Here is a 20,004-nt window from a genome sequence, read left to right on the forward strand (position 1 = left end):
AGTCCGCTCGACTTGCATGTATTAGGCACGCCGCCAGCGTTCGTCCTGAGCCAGGATCAAACTCTCCATAAAAGAGAAAATTTGATAAAGCTCAAATTTCTGTTGGACATTAATACTAATGTCCAAAAAAAACATCTGCTGGCATCAATTTTGATGTCCAAAATTTTGTTTCTCTAAATTAATAGAAGAAACTATATTCATTAACGTTTTGTTGTTCAGTTTTCAAGGTTCATATCGCGTCACCTCTTGGCGACTTACTTATAATAACAAGTATTCAAGCATACGTCAACACTTTAATTAAAAAAAATTACTTTTCTACAAAAACATCTCTTTTCCTTATGTTTTATAGGTATAGATACTTATCATAATCAGCAAAAATCTAAAAAACTATAATATAAAAGCACAAGAAAAATAGTAATCTCTCTTGTGCTCCTATATATCAATTATTTATTCATGTTAATCTGTTAAAACCTGTGAAATGTATAAGTTTCTTTGTTTTGAAAGATCGATAATTTCACCTGTAGTAACTAATTTCACTAATGGTCTTGTAGGTGCAAAGCTGTTAATAAACATAATTTCACCAGTTTCTAAGTTTGAAAGCTCAACATTCGTTCCGATTGGAAGACCAGCAACCAAATCTACGAGTGCTTGAACAATCTTTATATCAAACTTGCCAAACTCGGATTCCTTAATCATTTCTATTACTTTAAATGGCGATTCCTTTGAACGAAAAACACGTTCACTTGTCATTGCATGGAAAGTATCTGCAACCGCAATTATTTGGGAGAAGTTTGAAATTTTCCCCAACTTCACCCCTTCAATATAGCCGCTTCCATCTAAACGTTCGTGATGCTGATAAATTGCAAGCTTCATTTCTTCTTTCATAGCTGGTAAGCTTTCAATCATTTTATAACTAAATAATGGGTGCTGACGAATTAAAAGAAATTCTTGTTCCGTCAAAGTTCCCTTCTTTTCTCGAATCTGATTAGGCACTTTTGCCATACCACAATCAGCTAATGTACCGGCCACCGCCATTTGAAGGACAAAGCCTCGGGCATATCCCAGTTTTTGTGTGATAATGGCACTGATTAAACCAGTCGCAATACAATGATGGAATAAATAGTCTTTAGCATTTGATAGACCGTTAAGCTTGAAGAGGATTGATCGTTCTTCTTGAACTTTATCTACTAGAGGTAAAATAATGCCTCTTACTTTCGTAATATCAATTTTAGTGCCTGCTTCCCAAGCAAAAAATACTTTCTTGAATTCAGCGACAGCATCAAGGTATATTTTCTCGAATGTCATAAAAGGCTTTGGCACTTCTGTTCCAATTACAATATCTGTTGATTCATCTTTTCGAACTTTTTGCTTCTCATCTTCCTCCACTAATACAGGAACTTTTAATATATTAAACGCCTTTAAAACGTGCAACACTTCATTGGTGATTTTTGTATTTTTGAAAACAATAGGATATTTGGTATTAGCGAAAATATCCTCCGCTACAACTTTTCCAACTCTTAAGGCATTGCTATTTACGTATGTAGTTTCCAAACTAAAACCTCTTCTCTGTTTAAGTTTTTAAGAAGCTAATAGAGGTATGAAATTCTTTCCTTTTCAGCATGTCCTTTCAGACTTATTCAAATTATACTACACTTACTATCTTTTCAAATCATTTATCTAAATAATAAGTTCATCTATACTCTCGGATTAGTACATAATAAAAACCAGAAACCTAAGAGAAAATAGGTTTCTGGTTAAATTAAATTAATTTTCTTCTTCTTCTGAATCGGTCTCAGAAGTTTCTATATCTACTTCTTCAGTCGGCATTGGATCAGTAGTATTTTCTGATTCTTCATCTTCAATTTCGTCTTCCTCATCTTTTTTCACGCGAGCAACTGTTGCAACTAGTTCCTCACTACCTAGACGAATTAATCGAACACCTTGTGTGCTTCGGCCAATAACTGAAATATCATTCACATCCATACGAATCAAAATTCCATTAATCGTAATAAGCATAATGTCTTCAGTACCATCTACCGTTTTAACTGCACACATTGATCCATTCTTATCTGTAATTTGGATCGTTTTTAAACCAACGCCACCACGGCTTTGTAAACGATATTCAGATTCTGGCGTTCGTTTACCATAACCTTTTTCAGTGACCACCAGAATTTCGTGTCCTGGTTCAACTATTTCCATACCAACGACATAATCACCTTCACGCAGCTTGATACCGCGTACACCGGAAGCCGTTCGTCCCATCGATCGAATCTCTTCTTCTTTGAAACGGATTAACATCCCATCATGTGTTCCAATAATGACATCCTTTGTTCCATCCGTTAAACGAACGGAAATTAAATCATCATCGTCGTGAAGATTGATGGCAATTAAACCACTTGTACGTATATGTGCAAACTGCGAAAGTTGAGTACGTTTTGTAATACCTGTTTTCGTAGTAAAGATTAAATAAGCATCTTCTTTGAATTCATCTACACGAATCATTGCAGTTACTTTTTCTTCTTTTTCTAAATTTAACAGATTGACTATTGGTAAGCCTTTCGCAGTACGGCCAAACTCAGGAATTTCATATCCTTTTGCACGGTATACTTTCCCTTTAGTTGTAAAGAATAAAATAGTATCGTGAGTCGAAGTAAATAGTAGATGCTCTACAAAATCATCATCATGTGTTCCCATTCCTTGAACGCCTCGACCACCACGTTTTTGGCTACGATACGTATTGGAAGCAAGTCTTTTTATGTAGCCATTATGCGTCAGCGTAAGTACAGAGTCTTCTCGTGTAATTAAATCTTCGTCTTCGATCATCTCTAAACCGCCAGCCGTAATTTCTGTACGGCGCTTATCATTAAAACGTTCTTTAATTTCAGTCATTTCTGTTCGAATAATGTCAATGATTTTACTTTCATCAGCTAAAATAGCTTTTAATTTTGTAATTAAAGCCTGAAGTTCCTGATATTCATTTTCTATCTTTTCGCGTTCTAATCCACTTAGACGAACAAGACGCATATCTAAGATTGCTTGTGCTTGACGGTCAGTTAAATTAAATCGCTCCATTAAAACTGGTTTTGCTTCATCACCGGAACGAGATGAACGGATAATTGAAATGATTTCATCAATATGATCAAGAGCAATTCTTAATCCCTCTAAAATATGCGCTCGGTCTTCTGCTTTTCTTAACTCGAATTTCGTACGACGAGTGATAACCACTTTTTGATGTTCTAAATAATGATGCAGTACTTCTTTTAAACTTAATACTTTTGGCTGCCCATCTACTAAAGCTAGCATATTCACACCAAAGTTTGATTGCATAGCAGTTTGTTTATACAAATTATTTAAAATGACATTGGCATTTGCATCTCTGCGGATTTCCATTACGATTCGCATACCACGGCGGTCAGATTCATCACGTAGATTTGTAATGCCGTCAATTTTTTTATCCCTTACTAATTCGGCGATTTTTTCAATTAGTCTTGCTTTATTCACTTGATATGGAATTTCGTTAACAATTATTGTTTCTTTCCCATTCGCTTTTGTTTCAATCTCAGCTTTTGCACGAACAGTAATAGAGCCACGACCAGTTTCATAAGCACGACGAATACCACTGCGTCCTAATATTACCCCTCCTGTTGGGAAGTCGGGACCAGGAATAATCTCCATCAATTCTTCTGTTGTGATGGCTGGATTTTCAGATAATGCTATTACAGCATCGATTGTTTCGCCTAATTGATGTGGTGGAATATTTGTTGCCATCCCTACCGCAATACCTGATGCACCGTTTAATAATAGATTTGGGATACGTGCCGGTAATACAATTGGCTCTCTTTCATTGCCATCATAGTTATCTTGATAGTCGATGGTATCTTTATTGATATCACGTAACATTTCCATCGTGATCTTCGACATCCGTGACTCGGTATAACGCATTGCGGCTGCACCATCACCATCGACAGAACCGAAGTTCCCATGTCCATCAACTAGCATGTAACGATAACTAAAAGGCTGTGCCATACGTACCATCGCGTCATAAATAGATGAGTCACCATGTGGATGGTATTTACCCATTACGTCGCCGACAATACGAGCACTCTTTTTATAGGGCTTATCTGAAGTATTCCCCAGCTCTTGCATTCCATATAAAATACGGCGGTGTACAGGTTTTAAGCCATCACGTACATCCGGTAAAGCACGTGAAACAATAACACTCATAGCATAGTTTAAAAACGATGTTTGTACTTCTTCACTTATTTTTATTCCTTTTACACCTTCGTGTTGACTTTCAGACACAAGGAAGACCTCCCTTCACTACGACCAGTTAAATATCTAAGTTTTGTACATAAACTGCATTTTCTTCAATGAATCGTCTACGAGGCTCGACCTCATCACCCATTAGCTCTTGGAAGATTTCATCTGCTCTCATTGCATCATCCAATTCCACTTGTAAAAGTGTACGATGCTCAGGGTCCATTGTTGTATCCCATAATTGTTCAGCGTTCATCTCACCTAAACCTTTATAGCGTTGAACGACTGGCTTTGGTGTATTTCCTAAACGATTTAATATTTCTTGAAGCTCTTCATCAGAATAACAATACTCCACATGCTTACCTTGTTTAATTTGATATAAAGGTGGTTGAGCAGCATAAATATAGCCTGCTTCGATTAATGGACGCATGAATCTAAAGAAGAAAGTAAGTAATAAAATACGAATATGTGCGCCGTCAACATCGGCATCTGTCATAATGACAATTTTATGATAACGCGCTTTTTGTAAATCGAACTCTTCACCAATTCCAGTACCAAAGGCAGTAATCATGGCACGAATTTCGGCGTTCGATAGAATACGGTTTAAGTTTGCTTTTTCAACGTTTAAAATTTTCCCGCGCAACGGTAAAATTGCTTGGAAGTAACGGTCACGACCTGATTTTGCTGAACCACCCGCAGAGTCACCCTCAACGATATAGATTTCAGATTCTGAGGGAGTTGTTGACGTACAGTCTGCTAGTTTACCTGGTAAACTTGAAATTTCCAATGCTGATTTACGACGTGTAAATTCACGAGCTTTTTTCGCTGCAACTCTAGCACGAGCAGCCATTAGACCTTTTTCAATAATTTTACGTGCAACAGAAGGGTTTTCTAGCATAAAACGTTCGAATCCATCAGAGAATAATGAGTTCGTAATTGAGCTTACCTCTGAGTTTCCTAGCTTCGTTTTTGTTTGCCCCTCAAATTGAGGCTCCGGATGTTTAACCGATACAATAGCCGTTAACCCCTCACGTACGTCCTCACCTGAAAGATTAGTATCTGAATCTTTTAACAAGCCGTTTTTACGTGCATAGTCATTAATTACACGTGTAAGTGCAGTTTTGAACCCAGATTCGTGGGTACCACCTTCATAGGTATTAATATTATTGGCAAAAGAATATATGTTTGAAGAGAATCCTTCGTTATATTGCATAGCAATTTCAATTGAGATTCCATCCTTTTCGCCTGTTACATCAATTGGTTCATGAATCGCTTCTTTTGATTTATTTAAATGCTCGACATATTCACGAATCCCACCCTCGAAGTGGAAGCTATCTGAACGTAATTCTTCTTCACGTTCATCTTGTATCGTAATGCGAATACCACGATTCAAGTAAGCTAATTCTCGAATACGCGTTGCTAATATGTCATATTCATAAACAGTTGTTTCTTTAAAAATTTCCGGGTCAGCTTTGAAACGTGTAGTAGTACCAGTTTCATCTGAATCGCCAATAACTTGTAATTGCTGCATTGTTTGACCACGTTCAAATTTAATACTATGAACATGACCATCTCGTTTAACATAAACTTCAGTTTCTACTGATAATGCGTTTACAACAGATGCCCCTACACCATGTAAGCCTCCAGATACTTTATAACCGCCACCGCCGAATTTACCTCCTGCGTGCAATACAGTCATGATTACTTCAACTGCTGGCATACCCATTTTTTCTTGATTACTAACTGGAATCCCACGCCCATTATCTTCTACGCGAATCCAATTATCCTTTTCGATTGCAACAGTAATATGATCACAGAAACCTGCTAATGCCTCATCAATACTATTATCCACGATTTCCCATACTAAATGGTGAAGTCCTTTAGAGCTTGTGGAGCCGATATACATCCCTGGACGTTTACGAACAGCCTCTAAACCTTCTAAAACCTGAATCTGATCGGCATCATATGCTTGTTGTACTTGTTTCTCTTCTAAAGCCACCATATTCACCTACTCTTTCATTACCTCAGTATGTGTCAAAAATAAAAAGCTTTAACAAAATTCCTAAAACTTTCTAAACAAATTTTTTCAACTTTGACGAAAAGCATACGTCTATTCTCATCTTTTCACTGCTGTTAATTTTCAATTGCACCCTGTTTCACGTGAAACATCTTAGCATGCTGTATTGTTTCATGATTAATCCCATCAACACTTGTTGTTGTGACAAACGTTTGCACTTCACCTTGAATGGTATTTAATAAATGTGATTGGCGATAATCATCTAACTCAGACAATACATCATCTAAAAGTAGAATAGGTGCCTCTTTTGTTTCTTGCTTTATTAACTCGATTTCAGCAAGTTTCAAAGATAAAGCTGTTGTACGTTGCTGCCCTTGAGAGCCATAAGTTTGGACATCATAGTTGTTTACAAAAAATTGTAAATCGTCTCGATGTGGTCCAACTAATGTAACGCCCCTTTCAAGTTCTCTCTTTTTCACTTCTGCAAGTTTTTTTTCAAGGTATGTAGCCATTTCTTCAGAAGACCATTCTGGATTTAACCCTGTAGTTGCACGATATTTAATCGTTAACTTTTCAAGGCCGCGTGAAATGCCAAAATGGATTTTTTCTGCCCATACTTGTAAAAGTTCAATAAACTGAAGCCTTTTACGAATAATTTGGACAGCTGAATGAATATATTGCTCAGTATATATAGAAAATAGAACTTCATCGATTTGCTGTTTTCCTTGATTAAGCTTAAGCAAATGATTACGTTGTTTTAATAGTTTTTGAAATGTAAGTAAATCATGTAGATAGACGGGCGATATTTGACCTATCTCCATATCAATAAAACGACGTCTTATTTGCGGATTCCCTTTTACAACATTAAGATCTTCCGGTGCAAACATGACCACGTTCATTTGTCCGATATAGTTACTTAATTTCGTTTGTTCTAAATGGTTCACTTTCCCTTTTTTACCTTTTTTGGTAATGGATAGTTCCATAGGGATGTTGCCATATCGATTTTTTACAACACCCTCTATTTTACCATAATCTGCGTCCCAACGGATTAATTCTTTATCGTTACTTGTTCGATGTGATTTTGCCATAGCTAAAACATAAATTGATTCCATTACGTTTGTCTTACCTTGCGCATTTTCTCCAATAAACACATTAATTTTAGGTGAAAAATCTAATTTCAATGTTTCGTAGTTACGATAATTTGTAAGCTCTAAATGCTCGATGAACATTTAATTTTCTCCGTTCTTATTAACAATGACAAATCTTCCACAACCCGGAATATTAACGACATCACCATGGCGTAATTTGCGTCCGCGGCGTTGATCAACTTCACCGTTTACATAGACATCATTTTCTTGAAGAAACCATTTAGACATCCCACCTGAACTAATGGCATCTGTCATTTTTAAAGCTTGACCAAGTGTAATAAACTCCGTATCAATAATAATTTCATCCAAAGTATTTCATCCTCCGTTACACGTACATCTATCCTTCTATCATACCTAAAATTCATCAAAAAATCCAAAGAAAGCAGAATAAGCATCCTACCTATATTGAAAATAAAGCCCAAATATAAAAAAAACACTCCATTTACGTCCACATTTACTTAAACGTAGGCTTCTTTTTTAGTGTTAGGTTTCTAAATTTAAAACAAAATTAAAAATAGAGCGCCTCTGGAAAATTGAGACGCTCTACTCGCAGTAACTTTTTATATAAATCTGTGGATATCTTTAGACAGATTATAATTAATACGTTCTTACTGGTAGGATCAATTGTAAAATTGCATCATCATGAACAGAACGTAAGATGAATGGACGCATCGCACCTGTGAATTGAATTACGACATCTTGTCCATCAATTGCTTTTAAAGCTTCCATCATGTATTTTGCACTGAATGAGATTTTTAAATTTTCACCTTCAAGTGTTTCAACTTGAATTTGTTCTTCTACTTTTCCGATTTCTGGAGAGTTTGATGAAATTTCAACAATATTATCGTCAAACGTTTCAAATCGAACAACATTATTGCGATCTTCACGTGCCAATAAAGAAGCACGGTCAATTGCTTGTAATAATGATTTTCCATTAATCGTAATATTAGTTTTGTATTCTTCTGGAATTAAACGAGATGTTTCAGGGTAATTACCCTCTAACAGACGTGAGAAGAACAAGACATTATCTGCTTTAAATAAAACCTGTTGGCTAGTAATAACAATTTGAACAGGATTAGTTGACTCACCAAGAATTTTATTTAATTCGTTTAAGCTCTTACCAGGAATGACAACTGAATTTACATCTGTTGGCAATTGTTCAAGAGTTACCTTTCTTCTTGCCAAACGGTGGCTATCTGTTGCGATACAATTTAATTCATTATCACTAATTTGCCAATTAACACCTGTTAAAACAGGACGGCTTTCGGAAGTTGCTACTGCAAATACTGTTTCACGGATAACCGATTTTAAAAGATCTGCAGGCATAGTAAATTGTTGATCTGTCGATACTTCCGGTAATAACGGATATTCTGAGGCATCTGAGCCAATAAGGTGGAATCCCGATTTCCCTGAACGAATATGTGTTTGTAATCCATTAGCTACTTCAATTTCAACATCATTTGTTGGCAATTTACGTACAATTTCATTGAACATACGTGCTTGCAGCACAATTGAACCTGTTTCAGAGATATTAATTAACTGATCTCCGTTTTCTTCAACTGGAATAAATGTTTGAATTGTAATATCTGCATCACTACCTGTTAAGGTCATTCCCTCATTCGTTACATCGATTTTTATCCCCGTTAAAATTGGAATCGTTGTTTTTGAACTTACAGCTTTCATTACATTGTTTAATCCGTCTAGTAAACGATCTCTCATAATATCAAATTTCATCGTTATACCTCACTTATTAATAATATTATTTTTAAAAGATATTAATAGATATAGTAATAGGGCCTGTGGATTTGTGTATAACTAATTAGGATGCTTACAAAACCGGGCTATCCACATGTTGATAAGTTGTGGATAAGAATGTGTGGAATTCTACTATTTATCCACAGAATTATTTACCTAAAACACTACGAATTTGTTTAATATCTTGTTGAAGTAATTGATCTTCTTTTAATAGTTTTACAATTTTTTCATGAGCATGAATGACTGTAGTATGATCACGCCCTCCAAATTCCTCTCCGATTTTAGGTAAAGAGAAGTCGGTTAATTCTCTTGATAAATACATAGCCACTTGTCTTGGAAAAGCAATGGATTTTGTACGTCTCTTCGCTGTAAAGTCTTCTAATCTAATATTAAAATGTTCTCCCACTGCTGTTTGAATATCCAAAATCGTAATCATACGTGGCTTTGAATTTGGAATAATATCCTTTAATGCAGCTGCTGCAAGATCTGAGGAGATATCTTGATTTACTAATGACGAGTATGCAACAACGCGAATTAAAGCCCCTTCCAACTCTCGAATATTCGTATCTATTTGATTTGCAATATAATGCATTACTTCATTCGGTATATTCAGTCCATCTGCTTTTGCCTTTTTACGAAGAATGGCAATCCGTGTTTCTAAATCTGGTGGAGTAATATCTGTTATAAGTCCCCATTCAAAGCGGGAGCGAAGTCGATCTTCTAAAGTTGGAATCTCTTTTGGTGGCCGATCACTAGATATAACAATTTGTTTAGATTCTGTATGCAACGTATTAAATGTATGGAAAAACTCTTCTTGAGTTGATTCTTTTCCGGCTAAAAATTGAATGTCATCGATCAATAAAACATCTACATTACGATATTTATTTCGAAAATCTACCGCTTTGTTGTCACGAATGGAATTAATAAATTCATTTGTAAACTTTTCTGATGATAGATATACGACTTTCGCATTGGGATTGTGTTCAAGCACATAATGACCAATGGCATGCATTAAGTGGGTTTTTCCTAACCCTACTCCCCCATAGATAAAGAACGGGTTATATGCTTTTGCAGGAGCTTCTGCTACAGCAAGGGATGCAGCGTGCGCAAAACGATTCCCCGATCCGATTACAAATGTATCAAAAGTATACTTTGGATTTAACATACCGGGTGAAATTTCTGCATGTTCATCGTCATTTTTGGCCTGAATTACCGGAGCGGGTAAATCAAGGCTGTCATCATCCTGATCCTTTTGAACAACAAATTTAATTAGCAAGTCCTCACCTGTTAATTCAGATAAAATGCCCGCGATTAGATGAACATAATGATTTTCAAGCCAATCACGAGCAAATGAGTTAGGCGCGGCTATCGTAACATTACTCCCTTTATAAGAAAGCAGTTTTGTTGATTTTAGCCACGTCTCAAAGCTTGGTTTTGAAATTTTTTGTTCTACTTGTGCCAGGACATTTTTCCATAATTCTTCTAAATGTTCCAAGCTTTTAACTCCTTTTCATGTATATTTTCCATTATGAAAAAATAAACTACATCTATATAAGATAGAAATCACGGATTGAGATTGTGTTGGAATTGGCCATTTCTATGATTTTCGTACATTACGGAATGTACTTTTGACTTTAGTTAGATACAGAAAAGATTTTCTTAATGAAGTTAAATCACATAATCACAGCGTGTGGATAACTATTATCCCAAAGCTGTGTTAAAGTTTGTCCACAAGTTACTAACATTCTGTGGATAAAATATTTCCCACGCAACATTTCCACAAAGGAAAACACATTTATCGTAACAAAAAAAGATTGGTATTTCAATAGTTTACATAACTTATCCACATAACTATTTTTTATTCACTTAAAAGTTGTCCACAGGGTTGGGATTTGTGTAAAAGTTGTAAATAACTCCTGTGGGTAAAAAAATTCACAAAAATATTATCCACAATGACTGTTTATAATAAACATGGTGCATTGTGGATAATTTTTTTATGTGAAAATGAGCAAGCATATTAGTAATTAAATATTTAATTGACAATGTAATTCTTTTTTTTATATAATGTTATGGTCTGAATGTAGGATAGAAATTAACTTTCATAAATGGAGGTGTCATATATAATGAAACGCACATACCAACCTAAAAAACGTAAACATAGTAAAGTACATGGATTCCGTGCACGAATGAGCTCAAAAAACGGCCGTAGAGTATTAGCAGCTCGTCGTCGCAAAGGAAGAAAAGTATTATCAGCATAAGTCCACTGAATTTCTTCAGTGGCTTTTTTTTTACTGATAAATAGGAAAAGTTAAAGTTAATAGGCAATTAGTATAAGAAAAGCATCGATTTCGTTGTCAGTCAGGGATCGTGTTTTTCTAATCTTCATTTTTAAGGATTAGAAATGCATTAAGAATAGCAGGTGAAGGAATGAAGAAACGCCAAAGAGTTAAGAAAAATGATGATTTTCAGAAGGTGTTCAAAAAAGGGAAATCCTTCGCGAATCGTCAATTTGTCGTGTATTGCTTACCAAAAGAAAATCAAGAAGAATTTCGAATTGGTTTATCTGTTGGCAAAAAGATCGGTAAAGCGGTAACAAGAGTTCAAATTAAACGATATATAAGACAAGTGTTTTTAGAATTAAAAGATGAAGTAAGACCAGATATGGACTATGTTATTATCGCCCGAAACCAGGCGGCCACGTTAGATTTTCACGAAACCAAGAAAAGTATTGAACATGTGCTGAAAATTGCAAAAGTAATTAGAAGGAAGTAGCAGCTCTAAATACTTTAATAAAAGATCAATGAATCGATCCTATATAGTTAAGGATCGAATATAAGCAATTTTAAGTAGAGAGTAAGTGACTATACATGGTAAAATAGCAAAAAAAGTGAATAGTTACTCTAGGAGGATGAAGGTTGAAGAGAAGACATTGGATGATTCTGTCTCTGGTTTCAGTAGTATTACTACTTTCTGGATGTACAGAATTCGATCAGCCAATCTCATCTGAAAGCGAAGGTTTTTGGAATGAGTATATTGTTTGGCCATTAGTATCAGTTATTAAGTATTTTGCTGAATTACTAGGAACGTATGCATTAGGGATTATCGTAGTAACAATTATAATCCGTTTAGTAATACTTCCATTAACAATTAAACAAGTTAAAAGTTCAAAAAAAATGCAAGAGATTCAGCCTAAAATGAAAGAGCTGCAACAAAAATATGCATCAAAAGATGCCGTAACTCAACAAAAGTACCAACAAGAGATGATGGCATTAATGCAAAATTCAGGTGTTAATCCAGCTGCGGGATGTTTCCCGGTATTGATTCAAATGCCAATTCTAATCGGATTTTACCACGCGATTAGTCGTATGAATGCAACACCCGAAATTGACCTAGGTACATTTCTTGGTCTCCCGCTTGCAGAAACAAGTATTATTCTAGCTGTTTTAGCCGGTTTAATTCAATTTGTTGTGTTAATGACAGGACCTGCAATGGACAACCCTCAAATGAAAATAATGATGTATATTATGCCATTTATGATTATTGGTTTCGGTATTGTGTTACCAGCTGCATTATCATTATATTGGGTTGTTGGGAATATTGTTTCCGTTATTCAAAACCTTGTTATTTATAAACCTTGGAACAGAAAAAAATCAGAACCTGCTACAACAGGAGGAGCGAAAAAGTGAAACAAATTACGCAATTAGGCGCAACAGTAGAAGAAGCGATCTCAATAGCGTTACAACAGCTAAATACTACTCGTAATCAAGTAGAAGTTGAAGTTTTACAAGAAGCGAAAAAAGGATTTTTAGGTTTTGGGGCACGTCAAGCACAAGTACGTGTCACAGTAAAAGAGGTAAAAATTGAAAATACAGTTTTACTAGATGAAGCAGAAAAACAAAATGATGACCTACATTACCCAGTTTCTGAAAAAATGGATGTCGTAGAAGAAGAAATATTGGAACAATCATCAATAGAAACAATAGTAGAGCGTTCTGCTTCAGTTGAAGAACAAGAAGACCCGATTGAATCTGCAAAAAACTATATAGTTAATATTGCGAAAGATATGGGGATTAATGATTTAACAATTGGAACTCAAAAACAAGGCAAAAACATTTTGTTTAAATTAGAAAGCGAAAAAGCAGCTCTTTTAATTGGAAAACGTGGTGCTACTTTAAACGCATTACAACAATTAGCTCAATTAGTAGTGAATAAAAGTGCAAAATCCTTTTTAATGGTTAAGCTAGATGTGGAAGATTACCGAGAACGTCGTCAAAAAGCATTAGAAATATTGGCGGAGCGAATGGCAGATAAAGCGCTTCATACTGGCAAAAAAGTATCGTTTGAGCCAATGCCATCCTACGAACGAAAAGTGATTCATAATGCATTAGCAAATCGAGTCGATATTGAGACATACTCAGAAGGTAACGAACCAAATCGATATCTAGTAATTGAACCAGTAAGATAACAGCAACTATATACAGACGATAGAAGGCGGCCCTTTTTTAGGGTCGTTTTTTTGTTGGAGAAGTTAATGAATGTGAGGGAATAAAACGCATCTCTAGCTTGATTTCCATTCAAAACGCGTATCACTTGGGGATTGCACTTGTGAAAGATACTAATATTTGTTTATACAGAAAGTTGTCCAGTTAAGAAAGCCGCAGCCTACCAAGTAAGCTTCGTAATCAATTCGTAATCTTTAGAAGCAGTAACTTTTGTGGTCGCACCTTTACATAAGCACACCAAAATAATTCTAAATAAGTATTTTTATAAGTAATTGCGTACTAGCTCTAGTTTAATGAATCTATTTATCCACATGTGGAAAATTTGCTTTATTTCCGTTTTTCATTAAAATATGTTACCCTAAATTGTTAGTAAAAAAGTTTGCAATAGTTATTCACATGTGGATAACTTTATTTAGTTTTCACAAGATAAATGTAATTCATATCAAGTTGTCAAGTTAATGAAATTACGGTAAATTCGTAATGGATTTAGTAGGAGGATTAAACAAGATGGATTTTGATACAATTGCTGCGATTTCCACGCCAATGGGTGAAGGTGCCATTGCCATCGTTCGTTTAAGTGGAGATGACGCAGTTAACATAGCAAATAAAATATTCAAATCGCCAGGCGGCAAACAGCTTAAAGATGAAAAGACACATACAATCCATTATGGTCATTTAATCGAACCGAGGACTGAGGAAGTTGTAGAAGAGGTCATGTTATCGTTGATGCGTGCCCCAAAGACTTTCACACGTGAGGATGTAGTTGAAATCAACTGTCACGGTGGTATTGTTTCGGTTAATCGTGTATTGCAGCTTGTTCTGCAGAACGGAGCAAGATTAGCAGAACCTGGTGAATTTACAAAACGCGCCTTCTTAAATGGCCGAATCGATTTATCTCAAGCTGAAGCCGTTATGGATTTAATTCGTGCAAAAACTGATCGTGCGATGAATGTAGCACTTGGTCAAATGGAAGGCAAGCTTTCAAGATTAATTGGCCAATTGCGTAATGCTTTAATAGAGACATTAGCTCATGTAGAGGTTAATATAGACTATCCTGAGTATGATGATGTAGAAGAAATGACAATACCCGTGTTATTAGAAAAATGCACTTGGGTACGTGATGAAGTCGCTAAGCTTTTACAGACATCGTCTCAAGGGAAAATATTGCGTGAAGGTTTATCGACAGTTATTTTAGGAAGACCGAATGTTGGAAAATCTTCACTATTAAATAGTTTAGTTCATGAGAATAAAGCAATTGTTACTGATGTTGCCGGTACAACTCGTGATATTATAGAAGAGTATGTCAATGTGCGCGGAGTACCTTTACGTTTAGTCGATACAGCAGGAATTCGTGAAACGGAAGATATCGTGGAGCGTATAGGGGTTGAAAGATCTCGCCAAGTATTAAAAGAAGCAGATTTAATTTTGCTTGTCTTAAATTCTGCAGAAGCTCTATCTGAGGAAGATGAACGTCTATTTGAAACGATTCAAAATATGGACTTCATCGTAGTAGTAAATAAAACAGATTTACAACAACAAATTGATTTGGATAAAGTAAAACAAATATCAAATGGTCGTCCGATTGTGACAACATCCATTTTACAAGAACAGGGCATCATTGAACTGGAAGAAGCGATTGCTAAGACGTTCTTTGAAGGGCAAATTGAAGCAAATGATTTAACCTATGTTTCAAATGCACGTCATATTGCACTTCTGCATCAGGCAAAGGCGACAATTGAAGATGCAATCGATGCAGCACAAGCAGGAGTTCCAGTAGATATGATTCAAATTGATGTGACGAAAACGTGGGAACTGTTAGGCGAAATTGTTGGTGATTCAGTTCAGGAAAGCTTAATTAACCAGCTATTCTCACAATTCTGTTTAGGTAAGTAAATGAACGCTTTATTCGGTTAAAGAAAAAAACAATACGCTTAAGTCGTATTGATAAAATAAGGATAAATGAAAGGAAGAGACGGCATGACAACAACATATGATGCTGGCCAATATGATGTAATTGTCATCGGTGCAGGACATGCGGGTGTAGAATCAGCATATGCCTCAGCCAAAATGGGTGCAAAAACACTCATGGTGACAATTAACTTAGACATGATTGCCTTTATGCCATGTAATCCATCAGTAGGTGGACCAGCAAAAGGAATCGTTGTTCGTGAAATTGACGCATTAGGTGGCGTGATGGGAAGAGTAATCGATAAAACCCATATCCAAATGCGTATGTTAAATACGGGTAAGGGACCTGCAGTGCGTGCTTTACGTGCGCAAGCAGATAAAGTCCTTTATCAACGAGAAATGAAACGATTGTTAGAGGATGAAGAAAATTTAACAATTCATCAATCAATTGTCGATGAACTAATTATTGAAGATAACGAAGTTCGTGGGGTGGTTACACAAACTGGTGCAATTTACCGAGCAAAAGCTGTTATCGTAACAACAGGTACGTACTTGCGCGGAGAAATTATTATTGGGGACTTAAAATATTCAAGTGGTCCAAATAACCAGCAACCATCTGTTAAATTAGCGGATCATATGCGCGAACTTGGTTTTGATATGGTGCGCTTTAAAACAGGTACACCTCCGCGTGTAGATAGTAAAACAATCGATTATAGCAAAACTGAAATTCAACCTGGGGATGATGTTCCACGTGCATTTAGTTTTGAAACAACTGAATTTATAATGGATCAAATTCCTTGTTGGTTAACATATACAAGTGCGGAAACTCATCAAATTATCAATGATAATCTAGATAAAGCACCTATGTACACTGGTGCGATTACTGGTACAGGGCCACGTTACTGCCCATCAATTGAAACGAAAATTGTGCGATTTAATGATAAACCGCGTCATCAATTATTCCTTGAACCAGAAGGCCGCGATACACAAGAGGTATATGTGCAAGGTCTTTCAACAAGTTTGCCTGAGCATATCCAACGTCAAATGCTGCAATCAATTCCTGGTTTAGAAAATGCAGAAATGATGCGTCCAGGCTATGCAATTGAGTACGATTCAATCGTCCCGACACAATTATGGCCAACACTAGAAACAAAACGCATTAAAAACCTTTATACAGCTGGTCAAATTAATGGAACGAGTGGCTATGAAGAGGCAGCAGGTCAAGGATTAATGGCTGGTATTAATGCAGCTGCGAAAGTGTTAGGAAAAGAAGAGGTCATCTTAAAACGTTCTGATGCTTATATCGGTGTATTGATTGATGATCTAGTTACGAAAGGAACAAATGAACCATATCGTTTATTAACTTCTCGTGCAGAATATCGTTTATTGCTTCGCCATGATAATGCAGATTTGCGCTTAACAGAAATCGGCCATCAACTAGGGCTTATATCAGAGGAACGTTATGCTAGGTTTAAAGAAAAAGAAGCACAAATCGAAGCTGAAATTGCTCGTCTTCGTGAAGTGATTATTAAACCAAACGAAACAACACAAGAAGTCATTCGTTCTGTAGGTGGAACAGAACTAAAAGATGGTATTCGTGGAGCTGACTTAGTTAAACGAACTGAAATGAACTATGATTTAGTTGCAACTTTAACGCCAACAGATATTGAATTAAGTGAAGAAGTGAAAGAACAAATCGAAGTTCAGTTAAAATATGAAGGCTACATCCAAAAAGCTTTAAACCAAGTAGAAAAACTTCATAAAATGGAAAGCAAGAAAATTCCTGAAGATATTGATTATGATGATATCTCGAGTCTTGCTACAGAAGCTCGTGAAAAACTAAAAGAAGTACGCCCATTATCAATAGCGCAGGCAACACGTATTTCTGGTGTGAACCCTGCAGACATTTCTATTTTAGCAGTCTATATTGAACAAGGGAAAATAGCACGAGTAGGTAATGAATAACAAATTTTATTGACGTTAGTCAGTGAACTTCGCAAAGACACCATGCGTATTGATTAACGAGCGTTCGAGTTTAAACTTATCTCGGACGCTCGTTCATTTTAGTAACATGAAATTCTGGGAAGAAACTAAAGGAGATCCTAATGAACGAACAACAATTTATTGAAGCATTAAGAGAAAAGGGAATTGAATTAAGTGACACACAAATTAAGCAGTTCAAAAAGTATTTTGAGCTATTAGTTGAGTGGAATGAAAAAATGAATTTAACGGCGATTACAGATTTTGAAGGTGTCTATTTAAAGCATTTCTATGATTCCATTAGTGCGAGTTTTTACTTTGACTTTACTAAGGTAGAGACAGTTTGTGATGTAGGGGCGGGAGCAGGGTTCCCAAGCTTGCCAATTAAAATCTGTTTCCCTCATTTACATGTGACAATTGTTGATTCATTAAATAAACGGATTACATTTTTAAATCATTTAAGCGATCAGCTTCAATTGGAGAATGTTACATTTGTTCATGCTCGAGCTGAAGAATTTGGCCAAAATGAAATGTATCGTGAAAAATTTGATGTCGTTACTGCTCGAGCTGTAGCCAGATTATCGGTGCTAGCTGAACTTTGCATCCCTTTAGCAAAAACGGATGGATACTTTGTTGCCTTAAAAGCGGCAGCTGGACCTGAAGAGTTAAAAGATGCAAAAAAAGCCATCAATACTTTGGGGGCATCGTTGAAGGAAGAATATTCATACTTGCTGCCTGTTGAAGAAAGTGACCGTACTCTATATATTTTTGATAAAATAAAAAAGACGCCAAAGAAATATCCTCGCAAACCAGGTGTACCAAATAAAACGCCGATTATATAAAAAATATGTGGTAGTATTTAATATAGATGAAGTGATATTAAAGGTTAATTTAATATCACTAAGGTTTGAAATCTAGCTAATTAGTAATAAAAAGATAGGATACTAATTTTGAACTATTACTGAAATTCTATTAAACTCCAACTGTTTCACATGAAACATCCTTTAATAAGGTATTATATTTCTTGAAAACTAGATAATTTATAGCTATTTATAGCGATTTATCGTGCTTTTCTGAGGAAAATTTAAATTGTCACAAATTATTAGATATAAATTTGCCTCTTGAAGCATAAATACTTAATATTATGTCATTTAACTAGATTTTACATCTATCGAACTCTGTACAATTTATAGATTTTAATAAATAATATTATATAAGTAGTCTTGAGCAAGATAGTTTCAAAAAGGTGGTGCCTATTGAATGAAAAGTCCTTTTTCACGTTTTTTCGGAGGCGGGGATAAAACCGTATCTGAAGTTAAAAGTGAAGTAGAACAAGTAGCACAAGTTGAAAAGAAAACTGCTGCAGAAGAAGTAGTAAAAATTCCAATCGATAAAATTATTCCAAATCGGTTCCAACCTCGTACAGTTTTTGATGAAGAAAAGATTGAAGAATTATCAAGAACCATTCATACGCACGGTGTCATTCAACCTATTGTCATTCGACATTTTGAAGGAGAGCGTTATGAAATAATTGCAGGGGAACGTCGCTATCGAGCAATGAAAAAGCTCAACTGGACTGAGGTTCCTGCAATTGTTCGCGATTTAAGTGATAAAGAAACTGCTTCTATTGCTTTAATAGAAAATCTTCAACGAGAAGAACTGACAGCAATTGAAGAAGCGTTAGCTTATCAGCAATTACTAGAACTTCATTCATTAACACAAGAAGCACTTGCTCAACGTTTAGGAAAAGGCCAATCAACTGTCGCAAATAAATTACGGTTATTAAAATTACCTCAATTTGTACAGGAGGCAATCTTAAAAAGAGAAATTACAGAACGTCATGCACGTGCAATGATCTCTTTAAAAGATGAAGAAGTACAATCTCAATTGGTGGCTTTAATAAAAGATTATGATTGGAATGTTCGCCAGCTTGAAGAATATATCCAGCAAATGAATGAGCCGAAAGAAGAGGCAGTAAAAAAGGAAAAGCCAAAGCGAAAGGCAATTAGTAAAGATATCCGTATCGCACTAAATACGATTAAACAATCCTTATCGATGGTGACGAAAAGTGGTATTAATGTGAATACTGAAGAAGAAGATACGGATGATTATTATCAAATCACTGTACGTATTCCAAAGAAAAAATAAAACTCTAACTAAGTAACACAGATAGTCTATATCGTTAATCTTTAAGGATTTCTTCTATAGGGAAAAAGCTATTTATTGAACTTTAGTGATGAGACAAGCAAAAGGATTTGTCGCATAAAAAAGCTGTCTTTAGGTCCATAATGAGACAGCTCCTTTTTTACAGCTACAAAAGTACTCCTTTTAAGAGCTGCATAAGTGCAATGAAGGCTTATCGTCAAAACTGATGGCGATAAGCCTCCTTTTCTACTATCAAAAATATAAATTAGTTTTTTAGTTATAAATACATATC

Annotated in this window: 15 protein-coding genes and 1 rRNA gene; 8 read left to right on the forward strand and 8 right to left on the reverse strand. The window is 35.6% G+C overall.

Annotated features, from left to right (window positions below; genetic code table 11):
- The 8 genes from ACFQU5_RS15990 to dnaA all read right to left on the reverse strand — a co-directional run.
- Positions 1 to 72, reverse strand: a 16S ribosomal RNA gene (locus ACFQU5_RS15990); the annotation flags it as partial.
- 384 nt (positions 73 to 456) lie between these two features.
- Positions 457 to 1,551, reverse strand: a complete 1,095-nt coding sequence (locus tag ACFQU5_RS15995) for an HD-GYP domain-containing protein (protein ID WP_390289928.1) — start codon at positions 1,549 to 1,551, stop codon at positions 457 to 459.
- 213 nt (positions 1,552 to 1,764) lie between these two features.
- Positions 1,765 to 4,302 carry a DNA gyrase subunit A gene (gyrA, locus tag ACFQU5_RS16000; RefSeq protein ID WP_390289931.1) on the reverse strand — a complete coding sequence of 846 codons (2,538 nt, stop codon included), beginning with the start codon at positions 4,300 to 4,302 and terminating at the stop codon, positions 1,765 to 1,767.
- Between the two features lie 28 nt (positions 4,303 to 4,330).
- Entirely contained in the window at positions 4,331 to 6,259 is a 1,929-nt protein-coding gene (gene gyrB, locus ACFQU5_RS16005; RefSeq protein ID WP_390289934.1) for a DNA topoisomerase (ATP-hydrolyzing) subunit B, read from the reverse strand.
- A 131-nt stretch (positions 6,260 to 6,390) separates the two neighbouring features.
- Positions 6,391 to 7,503 carry a DNA replication/repair protein RecF gene (recF, locus tag ACFQU5_RS16010; protein ID WP_390289937.1) on the reverse strand — a complete coding sequence of 371 codons (1,113 nt, stop codon included), beginning with the start codon at positions 7,501 to 7,503 and terminating at the stop codon, positions 6,391 to 6,393.
- The gene (yaaA, locus tag ACFQU5_RS16015; protein WP_390289940.1) at positions 7,504 to 7,731 is read right to left on the reverse strand and encodes a S4 domain-containing protein YaaA; all 228 of its coding nucleotides are present in this window, start codon (positions 7,729 to 7,731) and stop codon (positions 7,504 to 7,506) included.
- A 288-nt stretch (positions 7,732 to 8,019) separates the two neighbouring features.
- Positions 8,020 to 9,156 carry a DNA polymerase III subunit beta gene (dnaN, locus tag ACFQU5_RS16020; protein ID WP_390289943.1) on the reverse strand — a complete coding sequence of 379 codons (1,137 nt, stop codon included), beginning with the start codon at positions 9,154 to 9,156 and terminating at the stop codon, positions 8,020 to 8,022.
- Between the two features lie 169 nt (positions 9,157 to 9,325).
- Positions 9,326 to 10,672: a chromosomal replication initiator protein DnaA gene (gene dnaA, locus ACFQU5_RS16025; RefSeq protein WP_390289947.1), complete on the reverse strand. Its 1,347-nt coding sequence runs from the start codon at positions 10,670 to 10,672 to the stop codon at positions 9,326 to 9,328.
- Between the two features lie 628 nt (positions 10,673 to 11,300).
- On the opposite strand from dnaA, the gene rpmH reads away from it, so the two are divergent.
- From rpmH to noc, 8 genes are all read left to right on the forward strand, one after another.
- Positions 11,301 to 11,435: a 50S ribosomal protein L34 gene (gene rpmH / locus ACFQU5_RS16030; protein ID WP_036200974.1), complete on the forward strand. Its 135-nt coding sequence runs from the start codon at positions 11,301 to 11,303 to the stop codon at positions 11,433 to 11,435.
- 169 nt (positions 11,436 to 11,604) lie between these two features.
- The gene (gene rnpA, locus ACFQU5_RS16035; protein ID WP_390289951.1) at positions 11,605 to 11,949 is read left to right on the forward strand and encodes a ribonuclease P protein component; all 345 of its coding nucleotides are present in this window, start codon (positions 11,605 to 11,607) and stop codon (positions 11,947 to 11,949) included.
- Positions 11,950 to 12,092: 143 nt separating this feature from the next.
- The gene (gene yidC / locus ACFQU5_RS16040) at positions 12,093 to 12,863 is read left to right on the forward strand and encodes a membrane protein insertase YidC (RefSeq protein ID WP_390289954.1); all 771 of its coding nucleotides are present in this window, start codon (positions 12,093 to 12,095) and stop codon (positions 12,861 to 12,863) included.
- Entirely contained in the window at positions 12,860 to 13,642 is a 783-nt protein-coding gene (gene jag, locus ACFQU5_RS16045) for an RNA-binding cell elongation regulator Jag/EloR (RefSeq protein ID WP_390289957.1), read from the forward strand. Before yidC ends, jag begins: the two co-directional genes overlap by 4 nt.
- 544 nt (positions 13,643 to 14,186) lie before the next feature.
- A complete protein-coding gene (mnmE, locus tag ACFQU5_RS16050; RefSeq protein ID WP_390289960.1) occupies positions 14,187 to 15,572 on the forward strand; it encodes a tRNA uridine-5-carboxymethylaminomethyl(34) synthesis GTPase MnmE in 1,386 nt (461 codons plus the stop codon).
- 84 nt (positions 15,573 to 15,656) lie between these two features.
- The gene (gene mnmG, locus ACFQU5_RS16055; RefSeq protein WP_390289963.1) at positions 15,657 to 17,552 is read left to right on the forward strand and encodes a tRNA uridine-5-carboxymethylaminomethyl(34) synthesis enzyme MnmG; all 1,896 of its coding nucleotides are present in this window, start codon (positions 15,657 to 15,659) and stop codon (positions 17,550 to 17,552) included.
- Positions 17,553 to 17,692: 140 nt separating this feature from the next.
- Complete coding sequence (rsmG, locus tag ACFQU5_RS16060) at positions 17,693 to 18,409, forward strand: 16S rRNA (guanine(527)-N(7))-methyltransferase RsmG (protein ID WP_390289966.1); 717 nt, start codon at positions 17,693 to 17,695, stop codon at positions 18,407 to 18,409.
- Positions 18,410 to 18,827: 418 nt separating this feature from the next.
- A complete protein-coding gene (gene noc, locus ACFQU5_RS16065) occupies positions 18,828 to 19,715 on the forward strand; it encodes a nucleoid occlusion protein (RefSeq protein ID WP_390289969.1) in 888 nt (295 codons plus the stop codon).
- Positions 19,716 to 20,004: the final 289 nt, after the last annotated feature.

The sequence above is a fragment of the Ureibacillus sp. GCM10028918 genome, from assembly GCF_042666115.1.
In the GTDB taxonomy this organism is placed as follows: domain Bacteria; phylum Bacillota; class Bacilli; order Bacillales_A; family Planococcaceae; genus Ureibacillus.